Genomic DNA, 18,973 nt, shown 5'->3' with positions numbered 1-18,973 from the left:
CGATGGCACACGACGAGGTCGGCGGGCTCGACCGGACCCTGGACTGGCTGATCGACCCGGCGCTGGACCGGGCGGCCGCTCACCTGGCCGAGGTCGCCGACCTCGGCGCCGCGGAGGCGGGCGTCGTGCTCGACGCCGCCCGCGACGCCCTGCTCGACACCCTGCGCCGCAAGGTGCTGCGGGTGCTCGTCCTGGAGCTGAACGCCGCCCGCGTCACCGGGCGGCTCACCGCGCCGGACCCGGCGGGCCGCTGGGCCGAGTTCGTCGCGGACGCGTCCCGCCCCGCGTACTGGGACGGCCTGACCGCGCACTACCCGAAGCTCGTCACCCGCCTGCGCGCCGTCGTGGACAACCGGGTCGACGCCGTCGTCACGACGGCCCGCCGCTTCGCCGCCGACCGGCCGCTGCTGCACGAGCTGCTCGGCGAGGAGCCGGGCGAGCTGCGCGAGGTCGGGTTCGGCGCGGGCGACAGCCACCGCGGCGGGCACACCGTGGCGCTGCTGCGCTGCACCGGCGGCACGGTCGTCCACAAGCCGCGTCCCATGCGGGTCGACCTCCGGCTCGCCGAACTGCTGGCCGCGCTGACCGCCGGCGACGAGCACCCGATCCGGGTGCCCCGCGCGATCGCCCTGGACGGGTACGGGTGGGCCGAGCACGTGGCGCACCTGCACTGCGCGTCCGACGACGAGCTGGACGCGTTCTACCGCAACCTCGGGCACTGGCTGGCCGTGATGCGGCTGGTCGCGGGCACCGACCTGCACGGGGAGAACATCATCGCCCACGGGCCGGTGCCCGTGGTGGTGGACTGCGAGAGCGTTTTCACGCCCCGCCCGCCGCACCCGCCGACCGGTGCGGGCGAGGCCACCGACCGGGTCGCCGAGCAGCTCAACGGCACCGTGCTGCGCACCGGTCTGCTGCCCGGCCGGGGCGCGGGCCTGGGCTGGCGCGGCGTGGACGGCTCGGCCATGGGCGGCCTGCCCGGCGAGCAGCCCTCGCTCGGCCTGCCGGAGCTGGTGGGCGCGGGCACGGACACCGCGCGCATGGCGATCGTGCCGCAGCGGATGGCACCGACCCGCAACCTGCCGAGCCCGAGCCCCCGGCTGGTCCGCCACTGGCCCCGGGTGGTGGCCGGGTTCGACGAGATGGCCGCCCGGATCACCCGGCTCGACGACGCGGGCGGGCTCGCGCCGCTGCTGGCCGGGTTCGCCGACTGCGTGGTGCGGGTGATCGTGCGCGACACCGAGTCCTACACCGAACTGGCGCGGATGCTGTGGCACCCGACCGCCCTGCACGACCAGGACACCGCCGAGCTGCGGGCCCGCGCGCTGCTCGCCAGGCACTCGATGAACACGCGCGGCCCCGGTGACCCGGACGTGCACCGCGCCGAGGTGGCGGACCTGCTGGTGGGCGACATCCCGGTGTTCACCACCACGCCCGCCGAGGGCAGGCTGCGCACGCCGGGCGACCAGCTGTGCGGCCCGCTCGTCGACCAGGTCGAGCTCGCGCTGCGCGACTGGCGCACCGCCGACCTGGGGCTGGAGCGCCGCGTCACGCACGCCGCGCTGGTCAGCGCCTACCTCAACCAGGGCGGCGAACCCGACGTCGAGCGGATGACCGCGCCGGAGCCGGACCCCGCCGACCTGGACCGCCGCCGCCGGGCGCTGGCCGCGGGGCTGCTGCGGGAGCTGGCCGCGGAGGCGGTGCGCGGCGACGACGGCACGGTGACCTGGTTCGCGCCGGTCCTGGACCGCACGGGCTGGCAGACCACGCCGCTGACCCCGGACCTGTACGGCGGCACGCTGGGCGTCGCCGTGCTCCTGGCCGGCTACCTGCGCGAGGTCGCGGCCGGGCGGGCGGACGCCGTGGACGGGCTCGACGAGCTGCTGGACGGCACCGTGCGCACCGCGCGGCTGACCCAGGTGTGGTGGGCGGAGCAGGCCGAGCACACCCGGCGGCGCCCCGACCCGGTCGGCTCCTACATCGGCCTGGGCTCGCAGATCCGGTGCTGGCTCGACCTGGACCGGCTCGGGCTGGACACCGTCGGCGACGCGGAGTTCCTGGCCCGGCAGGTGCCGGCCGCCATCGCCGCGAGCGAGGGGCCCGACCTGCTCATCGGCACGGCGGGCGCGATCGTGCCGGTGCTGGCGCTGGCCGAGCGGACCGGGGACCCCCGGCACGTCGACCAGGCGGTGGCGGCGGGCCGCCGGCTGCTGGCCGACGCGGTGGTCGAGGGCGGCCTGGCGCGGTGGCCCGCGCCGAACTGGCCGGAGGGCATCAGCGGGTTCGCACACGGCTCCACCGGCATCGGCTGGGCCCTGGGCGCGCTGGCCGACGTGACCGGGGAACGGTCGTTCGCGGACCTCGCGCGGGCCGCGGCGGCCCACGACCGGGCCTCGTACAGCGAGGAGCACGGCGGCTGGCCGGACCCGCGCGCGCCGGGCGTGGTCGCCGCGGCGTGGTGCCACGGCGCGGTCGGCGTCGGCCTGGCCACCGACGACCCGGAGGTGCTGCGCCGCGCCGCCGCCTCGGGGCTGCGCGACGGCACCGGCTGGACGCACACCCTGTGCCACGGCGACCTCGGCACGTGGGAGCTGCTGACCCGCGCGCTGGCGGAGGGCGTGGCGCCGGACGGGCTGACCCGCGAGGGGTTGGACGCGCGGGTGATCGGCAGCCTGGAAGCCCACGGCGCCGTCACCGGCCTGGCCCGCGAGGTGTTCTCGCCGAGCGTCATGTCCGGCACCGGCGGCATCGCCCACCAGCTGCTGCGGATGCACCCGGACTGCGACCTCCCGTCGGTCCTGCTGCCCGGCGGCGGTCGGCGGTGAGCGGGGGGGACGACCCGCGCGACGGCAACCTGGCCACGCCGCACTGGGCGCTCGACGAGTCGGCCGCCACCGGGCGGCGGGGCCTGCTGCGCGGGCTGCCCGCCGCGACGTGGCCGGTGCTGCGGTTGATCCGGCGCGCCGCGCCCGGGTCTGCGGTGGCGGTCGCCGCGATGCAGGTGGTGTCCGGGCTGGCGGCGGCGTTCGGGCTGTTCGCCACCACGGGCGTGCTGACCGGGCTGCTGTCCGCCGGGCCCACCGCCGAGCGGGTCGTGACCGCGCTGCCGCAGCTGCTGCTGGTCGGCGCGGCGTTCGGGCTGCGCGGCGCGATGGACGTCGGGGTGACCCTGGCGCGCGCCCGGATCACGCCCGCCGTGCGCCGGCTGGCCGAGGAGCGGCTGTACCGGGCGAGCCTGGCCGCGGACCTGGCGGCGTTCGACGACGCCCGCTTCCACGACCGCCTGCACCGTGCCCGCGACCGGGGCCTGTTCTACCTGGAACGCGCGACCGACAACCTGGTCGAGCTGATCGGCGCGGTGCTCGGCCTCGTCGCCGCGACCGGCAGCCTGGCCGTGCTGCACCCCGTGCTGGTGCCCGTGCTGCTGCTCGCCGTCGTGCCCGACGGGTGGGCGGTGCAGCGCGCGGCGCGCCTGGCCTACGCCAGCGCAGGCCGCACGGTCGTGCTGGACCGGCGCGTGCAGATGGTCGCCGACCTGGCCACCGAGCGGGAGCCGGCCGCCGAGATCCGGGCCTACCAGGCCGAACCGTTCGTGCTGGAGGAGTACCGGGTGGCCGCCGACCCGCTGCGCGACGAGGACGTGCGGCTGGCCACCGCGCAGGCGCGGGTGCGCGGCCTCGGCCGGGCGCTGGCGGGGCTGGGGCTGGCGGTCACCTACGTCGCGCTCGGCCTGCTCGTGCGGTACGGCTGGGTGCCGCTGGCCGTGGCCGGCACGGCGGTGATCGCGGTGCGGGTGGCGACGGGGGCGCTGAACCGGCTCGTGCTGGCCGCCAACCAGCTCGTCGAGCAGGGCATGTACGTCGCCGACTACCAGGAGTTCCTGACCGACGCGGAGCGGTCCCGGACGGGCGGGGCGGACGTGGTGGTGGACCCGTCGCGGGTGGTGCTGGACCGCGTGTCGTTCCGCTACCCGGGGACCGCGCGGTGGGCCGTGCGGGACGTGTCGCTGAGCATCGCCCCCGGCGAGACGGTGGCGCTGGTCGGGGAGAACGGATCGGGCAAGACGACGCTGGCCAAGCTCGTCGCGGGCCTGTACGCGCCGACGTCCGGGCACGTGCGGTGGTCGGGGCGGGACATCGCCGAGGTGGACCGGGCGCGCGTCGCCGACCGGGTGGTGATGGTGCTCCAGGACCCGGTCCGCTGGCCGCACACCGCGCACGTCAACGTCCGCCTGGGCCGGCACGACCGGCCCGACGCCGACCGGGCCGTGCCGGCCGCCGCCGCGCGGTCCGGGGCGGACGAGGTGGTCGAGCGGCTGCCCGAGGGGTGGCGGACGCTGCTGTCCAAGCAGTTCCGGGGCGGCGTGGAGCTGTCCGGCGGCCAGTGGCAGCGCCTCGCCGTGGCCCGCGGCCTCTACCGCGACGCGCCGCTGCTGATCTGGGACGAGCCGACCGCACCGCTCGACGCGAAGGCCGAGTTCGCGGTGTACGAGTCGTTGCGCGGGCTGGCCGAGGACCGCACCGTCGTGCTCATCACCCACCGGCTGGCCAGCGTCCGGCACGCCGACCGCATCCTGCTGCTGCACGAGGGCCGGTTGGTCGAGCAGGGCACGCACGCCGAGCTGCTGGCGCTGGGCGGCCGGTACGCCGACCTGTACGCGCTCCAGAGCCGGCTGCACGCCGATGCCTGACCTGGTCGCGCCGGGCGATCCCCGCTACGACCTGTCGCGCAGCCAGTTCACCGGCCGGCCGCGCGAGGTGCTGCCGCGCCTGGTGGCCCGCTGCGCCGGGCCGGACGACGTGCGGGGGGCGCTGGCGCTGGCCCGGTCGCGCGGGTGGCCGTTCGCGGTGCGCGGCGGCGGGCACGGCAACGCCGGGCACTCCGCCACGTCCGGGCTGCTGATCGACCTCGCGCCGGCCGACGCGGTCGCGCCGGCCCGCGACCGGGTGACGATCGGGGCGGGCGTGCGCGTCGGCCGGTTGGCGGAGGCGCTCGCGCCGCTGGGCCGGCTGGTGCCGCTCGGGTCGTGCCCGTCGGTCGGCGTGGTCGGCGCGGCGCTGGGCGGCGGGTTCGGCAGCCACGGCCGGCTGCACGGGCTGACCTGCGACGCGCTGGTGTCGGCCGAGGTGGTGCTCGCCTCCGGCGAGCTGGTCGTGGCCTCCGCCGACGAGCACCCCGACCTGTTCTGGGCGCTGCGCGGCGCGGGCGGCGGGAACTTCGGCGTCGTGACGACGGCGGTGTTCCGGACCGCGCCCGCCCGACCCCGGACGCACCTGCGGGTGACGTTCGACTTCGCGCACGCGGCCCGCCTGGTCCACTGGTGGCAGCGCCGGGCGCCGGACGCGCCCGACGACGTGTCGGTGGAGCTGGTGCTGCTGGTCCCCGACCACCCGGACGAGGAGCCGACGGCGCTGCTGGTCGGCGCCGCGCCCGAGGTGGGCGACCTGCTCGACGGGCTGCCGGACCCCGTGGGCGCCGAGGTCGTCGCGCTGTCCTCGACCGACGCCGCGCTGCTGCACGCCACGCCGTACTCGGCGGTGGCGCGGGACCCGGTGGACATCCCGCTGGTGTCGGACCGGCCGGGCATGTCGACGGCGAAGACCGGGTTCTTCGACCGGCCGCTGCCCGACGACGAGGTGGCCGCGCTGCTCGCCCACCTCACCGCCGGCCGCCGGTTCGGCGAGCTGCGCGAGCTGGCGTTCACGCCGTGGCGCGGCGCGTACGGCCGGGTCGCGCCGGACGCCACCGCGTTCGCGCACCGCTCCCCCGCCTTCCTGCTCAAGCACACGGTGCTGGTCGGGCCGAACGGCGCGGAGCGGCGCGGTGACGAGGTGCTGCGGTGGCTGGCCGACGCGTGGTCCCTCGTCCACCCCGACGGCACGGGACCGGTGTACCCGAACTTCCCCGACCCGGCCCTGGCGGACTGGCTCACCGCGTACTACGGGACGGGCGTCGACCGGCTGCGCGCGGTGAAGGCGCGGTACGACCCGGAGGGGGTCTTCACCTTCGCGCAGTCGATCCCGCCGGCTCGGGCGGGGAGGACCCGGCAGGGACTCGCGCGGCGGGAACCGCGGGACCCGCCCGGCACGGCCTAGGCTCGGCTCGTGACCGACACACGCCTGTACCGCAACGGCGTCCTGGAGGCCGAGGGGTTCCCCGTCGAGGAGGTCGCCGACCGGCTCGCCGACGACGTCACCGTGTGGGTGGACCTGTGCGGCCCGTCGCGCTCGGAGCTGGCCGGCCTCGCCCACGAGCTGGGGCTGCACGAGCTGGCCGTCGAGGACGCCATGCAGGAGCACGAGCGGCCCAAGTGCCACATCTACGACACGCACGCGTTCCTCACCACCTACGCCGTGCGCCTGGACCAGGCCTCCGGCCGCCTCAAGACCTGCGAGGTCGACGCGTTCGTCACGCCCAAGGCGCTGGTCACCGTCCGCGCCGACGACCACTTCGACATCAGGGCCGTCACCGACCGCTGGGACGGTTCGGCGCACCTGGCGGGCAGCGGCGTCGGCTTCCTCGTGCACGGTCTGCTGGACGTCGTGGTGGACGGCCACTTCGACGCCGTGCAGGCCCTGGACGAGCACATCGAGGAGCTGGAGGACCTGGTGTTCTCCGAGCAGCCGAGCAACCGCGACGTGCAGAAGCGGGCCCTGGCGATGCGCCGCTCCCTGGTGACGCTGCGCCGCGTCGTGCTGCCGATGCGCGAGGTGGTGAACACCCTCGTGCGGCGCGACCAGGCCGTCGTGGACGCCACCATGGCCCCGTACTACCAGGACGTGTACGACCACGTGCTGCGCGCCTCGGAGTGGACCGAGTCGCTGCGCGACCTGGTGGCGACCATCCGCGACACCCAGCTCAACATCCAGGGCAACCGGCTGAACCTGGTGATGAAGAAGGTGACGGGGTGGGCCGCGATCATCGCCATCCCCACCGCCGTCACCGGCTTCTACGGGCAGAACGTCCCCTACCCGGGCTACGACCAGCCGTGGGGCTTCTGGGTGTCGACCACCGTGATGGTGGTGCTCTCGGTGGGGCTGTACGCGTCGTTCAAGCGGCGGGACTGGCTGTAGCCCGCTCGAACTCTGGGCGTTCCACGGCGGGCGCGCGGCTAGCGTCCGCGACATGGCGAACCAAGTTGTGGTGACGAGGGAACTGGACGACTACATCCGCGCCACCTCCCTGCGGGAGGACGACGTGCTGCGCGGACTGCGGGAGGAGACGGCCCTCCTGCCCGCCGGGTCCGCGATGCAGGTGACCCCCGAGGAGGGGCAGCTGCTGCACCTGCTCGCGGGGCTGGTCGGCGCGGGCACCGTGCTGGAGGTGGGCACGTTCACCGGGTACGCGACGCTGTGCCTGGCGCGGGCGGTGGGTCCGGGCGGGCGGGTCGTCACGTGCGACATCACCGGGCGGTGGCCCGACGTGGGGCGGCCCTACTGGGAGCGCGCGGGCGTGGCGGACCGGATCGACCTGCGGGTGGGGCCGGCCGAGCGGACCCTGGCGGCGCTGGCCGAGGAGCACGGGACGGGGTGGGTGGACCTGGTGTTCGTCGACGCCGACAAGGTCGGCGTCGGCGCGTACTTCGACGCGGCGGTGGACCTGGTGCGCGACGGCGGGCTCGTCGTCGTCGACAACACGCTGTTCTTCGGCCGCGTGGTGGACCCGACCGCCCAGGACGCCGACACGGTGGCCATCCGGGAGTTCAACGCCTCCCTGCTCACCGACCCGCGGGTGGACATCTCGATGCTCCCCGCCGCCGACGGCATCACGCTGGCCCGCCGCCGGCCCCGCTGAGCCGCGGGCGGCTCCGCGCGGGACGGGAGCGGTGGAACGGGAGCGGTGGACGGGCCTCGGGGCGACCCGTCCACCGCTGCGCGTCACGTCGGCCGCCGGGTGTCGGGCACCGGCGGACGACGGGGCTCATTCCGCGATCTTCGTCCGGTAGGACCAGGTGAACACCGGCAGGTGCTCACCGTCGACCAGCCTGCTCTCCTCGCTGCGCGTGAAGTGCTCGTGCCCCGAGGCGTGGGGGACGCGGACCTTCACGTCGACGCCCTCGGTCAGCTCCACGACCTCGCCGTCGATCGTCCTGGGGCCGCCGATCAGCAACGCCTTCCTGTTCTGCTGCACGATGTTCGCCCTTTCGCCGGGGTGCCGCCGCGCGGTGTGGAGGCGGACCGTCCGAAGTGCACACATCGAGTATGGCTTGGCAGAACTGGGGAATCCCCTGGATTCGGCCCTCAGCCGCCGGCCGCGGGAGCCGCGTCCAGGTCGGTCGACAGCAGCTCGGACAGCTCGGCCAGCGCGGTGTCCGCCTGGTCGCCCTCGACGGTGAGCACGACCTCCTCGCCGCCCTTCACGCCCAGCGACATGACCGCGAGGATGCTGGCCGCGTCGACCAGGGCGTCCTCGCTGCGGCCGATGCGGACCTTGCCGCCCTGCTTGCGCGCGGCCTCGACCAGGAGCTTGGCCGGTCGGGCGTGCAGACCGACCGGCGAACCGATGGTGACTCGTGTACTGGGCAACTCTGCCTCCTCCTCACGGTGCGGGAACGGGCGTCCGAGCCGTTCCCGCCGGACCGGCCGGGGGAACCGGCCGGTCGACAACTCGACGCCGCGCGCGGGCCAGGGCGCGGCGGGCCGGCGCGCGGGCTCCAGCGCGGAGCGGATGACGGACAGCACGCCCTCGGCGACGGGCAGCCAGCGCTCCCCCGCCTCGATCGGGCGCGCCCAGCGCAGCCGGCCGCCGCACACGGGCGTGGGTGGCAGCGGCACCTCGGTCGGCGCGCGCAGGAACACCACGCCCGCGGGCACGTCGCCCTGGCTCCACCAGCGGTCGTTGGCGTCGGCCAGGAGGACCACGCGCCCGTCCGGCCGCACGACGGCGGGCGCGGGCACGCCGACCGCGTCGAAGCGGGCGAGCACGACGGCGGCGAGGTCCGCGGGCACGAGGAAGCCCACCGTGCCGCCCGCCAGCACCAGCCTGACCCCGGCGGGGCCGGCCACCGCGCGCCAGCCGAAGCGGCGCTCGTACCAGAGGCACGCCTCGCGCGGGTCGCGCGGCACCCGCTCCGGCGTCGGGCCGCGGGACGGCGGCCGGGACGGGACGGTCACGGGTGGTTCCTCCACATCGTCGCCCCGTCCTCCGCGTCAGCCGAGCGCGTGGGAGCGCGCGGCGGCGGGGTCGGGAGCGCGGCGGACGCGCTCGGCCAGGTCGGTGCAGTCGTCCAGGGTCCGCTCGCGCAGCGCGGCCCGGACGGCGGGCACGGCGGGCGCGGACATGGACAGGCTGGTCACGCCGAGGCCCACGAGCACGGGCGCCAGGCCCGGGTCGCCGGCGGCCTCACCGCAGACGCCAACCGGCTTGCCCGCCGCACGACCGGCCTCGGCCACCACGGCCACCAGGTCGAGCAGCGCGGGCTGCCACGGGTCGAGCAGGGCGCCCAGCTCGCCGAGCACCCGGTCGGCGCCGAACGCGTACTGGGACAGGTCGTTGGTGCCGAGGCTGACGAAGTCGACCTCGGCGAGGATGTCGGCGGCGCGCAGCGCGGCGGCCGGGATCTCGATCATCACGCCGACGTTGCCGAGGCCGGCCGACCGCGCCAGCGCGACGAAGTCCCGCGCCTCGGCGGCGGTCGCGATCATGGGGGCCATCACGCGCACGTCGGTGCCGTGCTCGGCGGCGGCGTCGGCGATGGCGGCCAGCTGGTCGGCCAGCAGGTCCGGCTTGCGCCACGACACGCGGTAGCCGCGCACCCCGAGCGCCGGGTTGGGCTCGTCGTCGGCGTTGGCGAACGGCAGCGGCTTGTCCGCGCCGGCGTCGAGCGTGCGCACGACCACCGGTCGGTCGCCGAAGAGCCGGAACACCTCGCCGTACGCGCGGCGCTGCTCCTCGCGGGAGGGCGCGTCGGCGCGGTCGAGGAACAGGAACTCGGTGCGGAACAGGCCGACGCCCTCGGCGTCCACGTCGCCGTCGGTCGCGCCGCCCACGTTGAGCAGCAACTTGACCTGGTGGCCGTCGGCGGTGGCCCCTGGGCCGCTGTAGCGGGCCAGGGAGGCCTCGCGCTCGGCGGCGGCCCGGGCGACCCGGTCGGCGGCGTCGTCGTCGGGGGACGTGACCACGACGCCGCGGGTGCCGTCCACGACGACCCGGTCGCCGTCGGCGAGCGAGTCGGCGTCGGCGCACCCGACCACGGCCGGGATGCCGAGGGAGCGGGCGAGGATGGCGGTGTGGCTGGTCGGCCCGCCCTTGGACGTGACGATCGCCAGCACCTTGGCCGGGTCGAGGGTGACCGTGTCGGCGGGCGCGAGGTCGACGCCCACCAGCACGAACGGCTCGTCGCGGACGGGGATGCCGGGCGTCGGCACGCCCAGCAGCACCGCGACGGCCCGGTCCCGCAGGTCGGCGAGGTCGCCGGTCCGCTCGGCGAGGTACCCGCCGAGCGCGGCCAGCGCCTCCAGGTGGACGGCGAACGCGTCGTGCACGGCCCAGGCCGCCGGGCGCCCCCGGTCGACGGCGGCGCGGATGCCGTCGACCAGGGCGGGGTCGTCCGCCATGGCGATCTGGGTGTCGAGGATGTCGCGGGCCTCGCCGGTCAGGCCGGCGGCCCGCTCGGTGAGGTCCGCGACCACCGAGCCGAGCGCGGCCGCGGCGGCATCCACCTCGTCCCGCGCCGGTCCCGGCGCGGGCACCTCGGCGGGCAGCTCCGGCGCGGCGGCCGGCCTGGCCACCACGCCCACCGCCTGACCGGGACTGGCCGGGTTGCCGGTCAGCTCCCTGGACCCGACCGGCTGGTCCGAGACCTCAGCCACCTGCGACAACTCCGCGCCTCCTCGTCCTCGTCGACCGTCCGTGCGGGTGGTGCGCGATCAGCCCGCGACGGGCTCGATCGTCACCTTGATGGCGGTGCCACCGGCGACCACGTCGATGGCCTCCAGCACCTTCTCCAGCGGCAGGTGGTGCGTGATCAGGTCGGCCACCGGCACGGCGCCCGTCGCGATCAGCTCCAGCGCCTTCTTGTTGTGGTCCGGGCTGGACCCGTTCGCGCCCACGATCGTCAGCTCGCGGTAGTGCACGAGGTTCGAGTCGCACGCGATGATCGGGTTGTCCTTCGGCAGGCCGCCGAAGAAGCTGATCCGGCCGCGGCGCGCGACCATCTTCAGCGCGTCCTCCTGCGTCTTGCCCGCGGCCGACGCGGTGATGACGACGTCCGCGCCGCGCCCGCCGGTGAGGTCCAGCACCGCCTGGATCGGGTCGACCTCGGCCGCGCAGATCGCCGCGTCCGGCTTGACCAGCTCGGCGGCCATGTCGAGCCGGCCGCGGTTGAGCTCCACCAGGTGGACGTTCTCCGCGCCGCGGGCGCGGGCCAGCCGCACGTGCAGGCAGCCGATCGGGCCGGCGCCGACGACCACGACCGTGTCGCCGTCGCCGACCCGGGCCAGCTCCTGGCCGTTGAGCACGCACGCCAGCGGCTCGGCCACCGACGCCTCCGCGTAGCTCACGCCGTCCGGAATGCGGTTGACGCCGTCCACCTTGAGGACGTTCGCCGGGACGATCATGTACTCGGCGAAGCCGCCCTCGAAGTGGTAGCCCATCGAGAGCTGGTTGGGGCAGATGGTCATCCACCCGCGCAGGCACTCGGGGCACTCCCCGCACGGGATAGCGGCGATGACCTGGACCCGGTCCCCCGCGGCCCAGCCGTTCACCTCCGAGCCCACCTCCACGACCTCGCCCGCGATCTCGTGACCGATCACGCGCGGCGGGTCGATGTGGTGGTGCCCGTGCCGGAAGATCTTGAGGTCCGTCCCGCACGTCGAGGTGTTGCGCACCCGCAGCTTCAGCTCGCCGGGGCCCGCGGTGGGCTCGGGCATGTCCTCGATGCGGATGTCGCCGGGCGCGTAGAACCGGGCCACCTTCACTGCGTTGTCTCCTCGTCCTTCTCGGTGTCCACCGTCCGCAGGATGCGCAGGACGGTGTCGGCGTCGGGGGCCTGGCGCAGCTCCGCCGCCCGTTCGGGGTCCATGAGCACGTGGGCCAGGGCGGACAGGATGCCGACCTGCTCGGTGCCCTTCGCCGCGATGCCGACGCACAACCGCACGTCCTCGCCGCCCCAGTTCACCCCTTCGGGGAACTGGAGCACCGCCAGCGAGGACCGGCGGACGTGGACCCGCGAGGCGTCCGTGCCGTGGGGGATGGCCACGCCCTCGCCGATGAAGGTCGAGACCGAGGCTTCGCGCTCGTGCATGGCGGTCAGGTACTCGGGATCGACCGCGCCGAGCTCCAGCAGCGTGGCCCCGACCTGGTCGATCGCCGCGGCGCGGTCGGCGGCGGTCCGGCCGAGCCGGACCCCCTCCGCGGTCAGCAGCTCAGCCAAGCTCCCCACCGTCCCGGATGGCGGCTTCCACGCGGTCGAACACCGGGTCGCCCATGAAGTTCTGGAAGCCGATGACGAGCGCGCCCGACGAGTTCTTCTGCGCCCGGGGCACCAGGCCCTGCTGGCACAGCACGACCTGCGCGTCGGCCGGGATCTCGTTGACCGGGCTGTGCTGCACGGCCACCTTGTACGGCTTGAGCCGCTTGGCCATCTGCGACGCCACCATGACGCTGCTGCCCATGCCCGCGTCGCAGGCGATGACCACCTTGGTGATGTCCTTGCCCTGGATGCTCATGCGTCCCTGTTCCTCTCGTCCGGTGTCCGGGGTCCCGACCGGTCAGGCCGCGACCGCGCCACCGTTGGCGATCTGCTGGTCCCGCTCCTCGCGACGGGCGTCCCGGCCGAACTTCATCAGCGCCGCGGCCACCACGAACGCCACGACCGCCGCGGCCAGCACACCCGCGATGACGCCGAAGTGCCCACCCTTCGGCGTCACGGCCATCAGGGCGATGATGCTGCCAGGCGACGGCGTCGCGACGAGACCCGCGTCGAAGATGCTGAACGTGAGCACGCCGGCCGCGCCACCCGTGATGACCGAGAGCAGCAGCTTCGGGTTCGCCAGGATGTACGGGAAGTAGATCTCGTGGATGCCGCCGAGGAACTGGATGACGATCGCGCCGGGGGCGGTGGCGCGGGCCGCACGGGGGCCGAACACGCTCAGCGCGGCGAGCACGCCCAGGCCCGGGCCGGGGTTGGACTCGATGAGGAAGTGGATCGCCTTGCCGTTCTCCAGCGCCTCGGCCACGCCCAGGGGGCTCAGCACGCCGTGGTTGATGGCGTTGTTGAGGAACAGGATCTTGGCGGGTTCGACGATCACCGACACCAGGGGCAGCACGCCGACGTCGAGGAGCCACTGCACGCCGTTGCCGAGCGCCTTGGTGATGCCCTCGACGACCGGGCCGATGGAGAACAGGCTGCCGACCGCGAGCGCGCCGCCGATGATGCCGGCGCTGAAGTTGTCGACGAGCATCTTGAAGCCCGGCGCGACGTTCACGCCGACCTTCTCGTCCCAGAGCTTGATCAGGAAGCCGCCGAGGGGGCCGACGATCATCGCGCCGAGGAACATGGGGATGTCCGCGCCGACGATCACGCCGAAGGTGGCGATCGCACCGACCACCGCGCCGCGCTGGCCGTGGACCAGCCGGCCGCCGGTGTACCCGATGAGGGTCGGCAGCAGGAACGTGATCATCGGACCGACGAGTTCGCCGATCGTCTCGTTGGGAATCCACCCCGTGGGGATGAACATCGCGGTGATCAGGCCCCACGCGATGAACGCGCCGATGTTGGGCATGACCATGGCGGCGAGGTGTCCACCGAAGCGCTGGATGCCTACCCGCGCGCGCTGGCCGCGGGATTGGGTGTCTTCAGGGGCCTGGGTGTCGTTGCTCGTCATCGTTGACACTTCCACTACTGCTGGAGGGACTGGGAGAACGCCGTCGCTGTTGCGGCGGGAGCCGGGCGGCGTCGCCCGGCATCGGCGACCGGCGGGTGCCGTCGGATCACTCGTCGATCCGGCGATCCCACTCGATGTCCGGGTGCACCACCACCCGGTGTGCGCGCACGTCTTCCGGGCCCGGCATGGTGCTGCCGGGCAACGAAACGGCCGCCGCTCCCCATGCGACGCCCGTGGCCAGTGCGGAAGGGCCAATTCCCCCTGCGGAGAGGAACCCGGCGAGCAGCGCGTCCCCGGCGCCGACCGAGCTGCGGGCTTCGGCCCGTGCCTCGGCGTGCCAGGAGCCCTCGCCGTCGACCAGCACGGCGCCTTGCCCGCCGAGACTGGCCAACACCGCTTCGGCGCCCAGGGAACGCAGTTCCCCGGCCGCGTCGACGACCTCCCGCAGCGTCCGCAGTGGACGGTCGACCGCCTCGGCCAACTCCTCCAGGTTGGGCTTGACCAGGGTCGGTCCGGCCTCCACCGCGGCCAGCAGCGCGGCGCCGCTGGTGTCCACCGCGACCTTCGCGCCGGTGGGCGCGAGGCGCTTGATCAGATCGGCGTAGAACTCGGCCGGCACCCCCGGCGGGAGGCTCCCGGCGGCGACCACCCAGTCCACTCCGGACATGTGGGCCAGCACCGCGTCGCAGAACGCCTCCAGCTCGGGGCCGCTCAGCCGGGCTCCGGCCTCGTTCAGCTTGGTCACCGTGGCGTCGGGTTCGACGACGGTGATGTTGCTGCGCACCGGGCCGAGTGCGGCGACCCGCACGACCTCGATGCTGTACTCGGTGAGCAGGCGGATGAGCTGGTCGCCCTCCGCGCCACCGGCCGGCACCACGGCACGGGCCTTGCAGCCGTTGCGCACCAGGGCGCGGGCGACGTTGATCCCCTTGCCGCCGGGCTGCACGTGCACCCCGGACGCGCGGTGCAGCCCACCCCTGGTCAGCCGGTCGACCTCGACTGTGCGGTCCACGCTCGGATTGGCCGTCACGGTCAAGAACACTTCACACCACCTCGAAGCCTCTCCGGCACCGCCACCAGTCGGGCGGTTTGGTTTGGGTGACTTTAGATCCGTTTGTGTTGTTTACACAAGGGCCACTTCGCGGAAACTAGCAGAACCACTAGGCGCACCACCGCTACGCAGCCACGACGGAGCCAGGGCGAAGCCACACGAACCAACACAGCGGGACGGTACGACTACTTGACGTACTCGGGGAGCACCCGGGGTGGCCACGAGCCGACGCCGAAGATGCCCATGGAGTAGGCCTTGGAGACCAGGGCCGGGCGGTTCTTGACCTTGAGCTTCCGCAGCAGCGTCGAGACGTGGTACTCGACCCCGCCCCGGCTGAGGTACAGCGTCGCGGCGAGCTGCACCGTCGACACACCGGCCGCCACACCCTCCAGGATTCGGGCGTCCATGGCGGTCAGCAGCTTGGCCTTGCCGGACACCAGGTGACCGTCGTCCGGCGACTTCTCCGGGCGCACCAGCACCATGACGCTGTCGACCCGGCCCGCCTCACCGTGCACGGCGAACCCGGTCAGCTCCCCCGAGAGGGCGCTGTCGCCGGGACGCAGGGCCACGACCCGGTCGGCGAAGCGCGGGCGCTGACCGTCCGCCAGTCGGGACAGCTGCTGCCCCAGCCGCTCGCGGACGCTCGGGTGCAGCAGGTCGCAGAACTCCCGGTCGGACAGCTCCGCCGGGCCACGCCCGAACTGCCGGTAGAAGTCCGCGTTGGCCTCCAGGATGCGCAGCGAGCGGTTCAAGTGGGCCACGCACATCCCGGAGCGCTCGAAGAAGGACCGGTAGACCCCACGACCGCTGTCGGGTCGACCGCCGTCCGAGGGCCATGCCGGAAACGTCTCGTACACGTCCTGGATCGCGATGTCGGCCATATCCGTGCTCATCGGAAGACCATTCCTCCCAAGTTTCGAGACGAAGATCGACGGCGGGTGCCGAAGGATTTACCGGCACACGAACCGGAGGAAATCAACAAGTAACATGATATGGACCACACTCACCGAAATCAACAGAAGCGCAACCATACGGACTTAAAACCGTGGTGACCGGACACAGCGGTTCGGACGTGCGGTGTCACCCACCCGAGTGGTTCGGTACCCCCGGTCAGCGGGTGCGGACCCCGGTGAACGGCCGCGCGGACCGAACCCCACCGGCACCGCCGAGCCAGGTAGCTCGTGGTCGGGGGGGGTGAACCGGAGATCATCGGGCATGCGGTCACGCACCGTGACAACACTGTGAACGATGGTGTGACGGCTGTGCTCAGCGCCCGTCGACGACGTGGGCTTCCAACTCGGGCACGAGCGCGCGCCACTGCTCCACCAACACCGAGCGACCGCGCACGCCGAGTTTCCGATAAGCACCGGTCAGGTTTTTCTCGACGGCCCGCCGGGTGACCCCGAGCGAATCCGCGATGCGCTGGTTCGTCCACCCGCGCACGACCATCGCGACGACCGACTGCTCGGTGCGCGTGAGTTCCGCGGCGCCGGACGCGCCGAGCCGGAGCACCGGCCCGTTCAACTCGGCCTCGTCGTTGCCCGCCAACCACACCCCGCCGGCGGCGCGGGCGATCCGGTCGGCCTCCTCGACGGCCCGCTGCCCGGCCGGGTCGCCCAGCCCGACGAGCCGGCGGCCCAGCATCGCCTGGGCACGCCCCAGTTCGACCGGGTCGCCGCCGGCCCGCAGCCGGTCCACCGCCGCGCGCAGCGCGTCGACGCCCTCGACACCGCCGAGCAGCATGCCCCGCAACCGCAGCGCGCGCCCCACCGCCGTGGGGGCGCCCCACGCCAAGGCCGCCGCGTACTCGCGCTCGGCGAGCGCGGAGGCGCGGTCCAGGTCGCCCAACCGCTGGTGCAGCCCGGCCGCCCAGACCCGCCACGGCAGCGCGACCGGGTTGGTCCAGCCGAAGCGGGCGGCGCGCTCGCCGCAGTCCAGGAGCTTGTCCAGCGCCGCCACGACGTCGCCGCGGAGGGCGTCCAGCAGGCCGCGCAGCAGGAGGTGCGCGAGCACCGGCCGCGGGTCCGCCGCGTCGTGCCCGGCGTCGAGCACGCGGCGCGCGAGTTCGCCGTCCTGGGTGTGCAGGGCGATCGAGGTGAGCACCAGCGTCGCGGTCGCGGCGGACTCGGGCCACGACGAGGCGTCGCCGTCGAGCACGCCCAGCGCCAGCACCCTGGCCCGGCCGGGGTTGCCGGTGGCGGCCAGCACGGCGGCGTGCTGCGCGGCCACCGCGGACCGGACCCCGGCGGACTCCTGCCGCTGCGCCGCGTCCCACGCGCGTTCCAGCCACGGCGCGGCGACCCGGCCGGCGTCCGCGGCGACCATCGCGGTGATCGCGAGCGGCAACGCGGTGTGCACGTGCGCGGGGTCGGCCTGCTCGCGGTCGAGCAGGTTCGCGCCGAGGGCGGCGACCTCGGTGGCGGGCAGCGCGGCGGTCGCCGCGGCGGCGTGCGCGAGGACCGCGAGCAGTTCCCGCCCCCCGCCGGTGTCGAGCGGTCGGGCCACGCCGAACCCGCGCAGCCGGGCCACCGCGTCGGTCAGGCCCTGCTTGCCGAAGCGGTCCAGGGCGCGGCCCCGCGCCTCCAGGCGCAGCGCCAGGTCCGGGTTGGCACCCGCCAGGTGCGGGTCGGGCGCGGCGGCGTGCGTGCGCAGGACGGCGGCCACCGACGGGCTGCGGGCGGCCAGCGCGAACGGCACGGACAGCACGGCGACCGCCGCCTCCGGCACGCCGGGCAGGTCGGGCAGCGCCTGGGCGACGTGGCTGACCGAGGACGCCGGGTCGGTGCCGCGCTCGGCAGCGGCCAGGTCCACCAGCAGCCTGGCCCGCTCCGGTCCGCCGGGCGGCCCGGCCAGGAGCGCGCGGCGCAGGTAGCGGACGGCCCGCTCCCCCGCGCCGCGCTCCAGCGCCGAGGCCGCCGCGCTGCGCAGCAGGTCCGCCTCCCAGCGCAGGTAGCCGCGGGTGACCCGGAGCAGCTGCTCGGCGACGCGCTCGGCGGGGTGACCGGCGTCGTGCAGGACGGTGGCGGCGTGCCGGTGCAGCGCTTCCCGCTGCGGCAGCGGCATCGTCGCCTCCAGAGCGACGCCGACAGCGGGATCGACGAGCCTCGGCGGGTCCACCGAGGACAGCAGGCCGAGCCGGTCCATCGCGTGCACGGCGCTCTTGCAGCCCAACGCGTCCAGGCCCGCGACGTCGGCGACCAGGTCGGTGTCTGCGGTGTCGCCGAGCACGACGAGCGCGCGGGCCGCCGCCCGGACGGACGACGGCTGGGTGCTGAGGTGGAACAGCCTGCGCTCGCGCAGCAGCACGTGGCTCGCCTCGGCGACCGACGCGGCGGCGGACGCCGAGGGGCGGACCGAGCGGGCGTGCAGGCCGTGCGCCACGGCCAGCAGCGCGGCCGGGTTGCCCCCGGTCACCGCGTGGCAGGCCGCGGTGAACGCCGGGTCGACCTCCTCGTCGAACTCGGCGGTCAGCACCCGGTGCACGCCGGCCGCGGACAGCGGGGCGAGCTGCACCGTGCGGATCGCGGAGGCGGCGACGTCGTCGACCAGGCCGGGTTCGCCCACCGCGTGGCCGTCGGTCGAGGTGGCCAGCAGCAGCACGCGGCTCTGCCCCAGGCGGCGGGCCAGGTAGGCGAGCCAGCGCAGCGAGGGCCGGTCGGTCCACTGGAGGTCGTCGACGGCGAGCAGGAGGGGGTGGTCGTCGGCCAGCCGGGCGACCAGGGCGTGCAGGCCGGGCAGGACGGCGTCGGTGGACGGCGCGGCGTGCGCGGCGTCGTCGAGGAACAGCGGTCGCACCGCCTCCGCGGCCCCGGCGAACCAGCGGTCGTGCTCGGCCGGGTCGGCGCCGGTGACGGCGGGGCGGAGGAGCTGCTGCACCACGCCGAACGGGAACCCCGACTCGGCGAGCGTCGCGTCGGCGCGCAGCACCCGGGCCGGCGCCACCCCGGCCTCCACCAGGTCCGCGGCCGCGGCGAGCACCGCGGAGCGCCCGGAGCCCGGCGCGCCGGTGACCAGCAGCAACCCCGGCGAACCGGTGGCGGCCGCGGCGAATCCCTGCCGGACCGCGTCGAGGGCGTCCTCCCGCTCGGCGAGCACG

The 18,973-nt window shown here is 75.0% G+C and carries 15 protein-coding genes; 5 read left to right on the top strand and 10 right to left on the bottom strand.

Annotated elements, in window-relative coordinates; translation table 11 throughout:
* Positions 1-2: 2 nt before the first annotated feature.
* Genes J2S66_RS07765 through J2S66_RS07745 form a run of 5 tightly spaced genes read left to right on the top strand, consistent with a single transcriptional unit; the run spans position 3 to position 7,794 of the window.
* On the top strand, positions 3-2,825 hold the full coding sequence (locus tag J2S66_RS07765; protein WP_310305621.1) for a type 2 lanthipeptide synthetase LanM family protein: 2,823 nt from the start codon (positions 3-5) through the stop codon (positions 2,823-2,825).
* Positions 2,822-4,690, top strand: coding sequence for an ABC transporter ATP-binding protein (locus J2S66_RS07760; RefSeq protein ID WP_310305618.1), 1,869 nt, complete (start codon positions 2,822-2,824; stop codon positions 4,688-4,690). Before J2S66_RS07765 ends, J2S66_RS07760 begins: the two co-directional genes overlap by 4 nt.
* The gene (locus tag J2S66_RS07755; RefSeq protein ID WP_310305615.1) at positions 4,683-6,095 is read left to right on the top strand and encodes an FAD-binding oxidoreductase; all 1,413 of its coding nucleotides are present in this window, start codon (positions 4,683-4,685) and stop codon (positions 6,093-6,095) included. Before J2S66_RS07760 ends, J2S66_RS07755 begins: the two co-directional genes overlap by 8 nt.
* 9 nt (positions 6,096-6,104) lie before the next feature.
* A complete protein-coding gene (locus J2S66_RS07750; protein ID WP_310305613.1) occupies positions 6,105-7,073 on the top strand; it encodes a magnesium transporter CorA family protein in 969 nt (322 codons plus the stop codon).
* Positions 7,074-7,125: 52 nt separating this feature from the next.
* The gene (locus J2S66_RS07745; RefSeq protein WP_310305611.1) at positions 7,126-7,794 is read left to right on the top strand and encodes an O-methyltransferase; all 669 of its coding nucleotides are present in this window, start codon (positions 7,126-7,128) and stop codon (positions 7,792-7,794) included.
* A 126-nt stretch (positions 7,795-7,920) separates the two neighbouring features.
* Here the strand turns inward: J2S66_RS07745 and J2S66_RS07740 are convergent, their stop codons facing one another.
* The 10 genes from J2S66_RS07740 to J2S66_RS07695 form a co-directional block, all read right to left on the bottom strand.
* Positions 7,921-8,130, bottom strand: a complete 210-nt coding sequence (locus J2S66_RS07740) for a DUF5988 family protein (RefSeq protein WP_306747664.1) — start codon at positions 8,128-8,130, stop codon at positions 7,921-7,923.
* A 110-nt stretch (positions 8,131-8,240) separates the two neighbouring features.
* A complete protein-coding gene (locus J2S66_RS07735; RefSeq protein WP_310305607.1) occupies positions 8,241-9,113 on the bottom strand; it encodes an HPr family phosphocarrier protein in 873 nt (290 codons plus the stop codon).
* A gap of 36 nt (positions 9,114-9,149) precedes the next feature.
* On the bottom strand, positions 9,150-10,811 hold the full coding sequence (gene ptsP, locus J2S66_RS07730) for a phosphoenolpyruvate--protein phosphotransferase (protein ID WP_310305605.1): 1,662 nt from the start codon (positions 10,809-10,811) through the stop codon (positions 9,150-9,152).
* A 57-nt stretch (positions 10,812-10,868) separates the two neighbouring features.
* Positions 10,869-11,918 (bottom strand): zinc-dependent dehydrogenase, encoded by a 1,050-nt coding sequence (locus J2S66_RS07725; RefSeq protein WP_310305602.1) that lies wholly within the window; start codon positions 11,916-11,918, stop codon positions 10,869-10,871.
* A complete protein-coding gene (locus J2S66_RS07720) occupies positions 11,915-12,373 on the bottom strand; it encodes a PTS mannitol transporter subunit IIA (protein ID WP_374726067.1) in 459 nt (152 codons plus the stop codon). Before J2S66_RS07720 ends, J2S66_RS07725 begins: the two co-directional genes overlap by 4 nt.
* On the bottom strand, positions 12,366-12,668 hold the full coding sequence (locus J2S66_RS07715) for a PTS lactose transporter subunit IIB (RefSeq protein WP_306747659.1): 303 nt from the start codon (positions 12,666-12,668) through the stop codon (positions 12,366-12,368). Before J2S66_RS07715 ends, J2S66_RS07720 begins: the two co-directional genes overlap by 8 nt.
* A gap of 42 nt (positions 12,669-12,710) precedes the next feature.
* A complete protein-coding gene (gene mtlA / locus J2S66_RS07710) occupies positions 12,711-13,826 on the bottom strand; it encodes a mannitol-specific PTS transporter subunit IIC (protein ID WP_310305595.1) in 1,116 nt (371 codons plus the stop codon).
* 106 nt (positions 13,827-13,932) lie between these two features.
* A complete protein-coding gene (gene pfkB, locus J2S66_RS07705) occupies positions 13,933-14,868 on the bottom strand; it encodes a 1-phosphofructokinase (RefSeq protein ID WP_344960242.1) in 936 nt (311 codons plus the stop codon).
* A gap of 194 nt (positions 14,869-15,062) precedes the next feature.
* Positions 15,063-15,770: a PAS domain-containing protein gene (locus tag J2S66_RS07700; RefSeq protein ID WP_310305593.1), complete on the bottom strand. Its 708-nt coding sequence runs from the start codon at positions 15,768-15,770 to the stop codon at positions 15,063-15,065.
* Positions 15,771-16,143: 373 nt separating this feature from the next.
* Positions 16,144-18,972: an ATP-binding protein gene (locus J2S66_RS07695; protein WP_310305590.1), complete on the bottom strand. Its 2,829-nt coding sequence runs from the start codon at positions 18,970-18,972 to the stop codon at positions 16,144-16,146.
* Position 18,973 lies beyond the last annotated feature (1 nt).

This window comes from Saccharothrix longispora (genome assembly GCF_031455225.1).
GTDB classification, from domain to species: Bacteria; Actinomycetota; Actinomycetes; order Mycobacteriales; family Pseudonocardiaceae; genus Actinosynnema; species Actinosynnema longispora.
This window is presented reverse-complemented; position numbering and strand designations above follow the sequence as displayed.

Bases quoted from the DNA above. Each gene is read 5' to 3' on its own strand.
- J2S66_RS07765 (WP_310305621.1), top strand. From the start codon at position 3: ATGGCACACGACGAGGTCGGCGGGCTCGACCGGACCCTGGACTGGCTG.
- J2S66_RS07755 (WP_310305615.1), top strand. From the start codon at position 4,683: ATGCCTGACCTGGTCGCGCCGGGCGATCCCCGCTACGACCTGTCGCGC.
- J2S66_RS07745 (WP_310305611.1), top strand. From the start codon at position 7,126: ATGGCGAACCAAGTTGTGGTGACGAGGGAACTGGACGACTACATCCGC.
- J2S66_RS07715 (WP_306747659.1), bottom strand. From the start codon at position 12,668: ATGAGCATCCAGGGCAAGGACATCACCAAGGTGGTCATCGCCTGCGAC.
- mtlA (WP_310305595.1), bottom strand. From the start codon at position 13,826: ATGACGAGCAACGACACCCAGGCCCCTGAAGACACCCAATCCCGCGGC.
- J2S66_RS07700 (WP_310305593.1), bottom strand. From the start codon at position 15,770: ATGAGCACGGATATGGCCGACATCGCGATCCAGGACGTGTACGAGACG.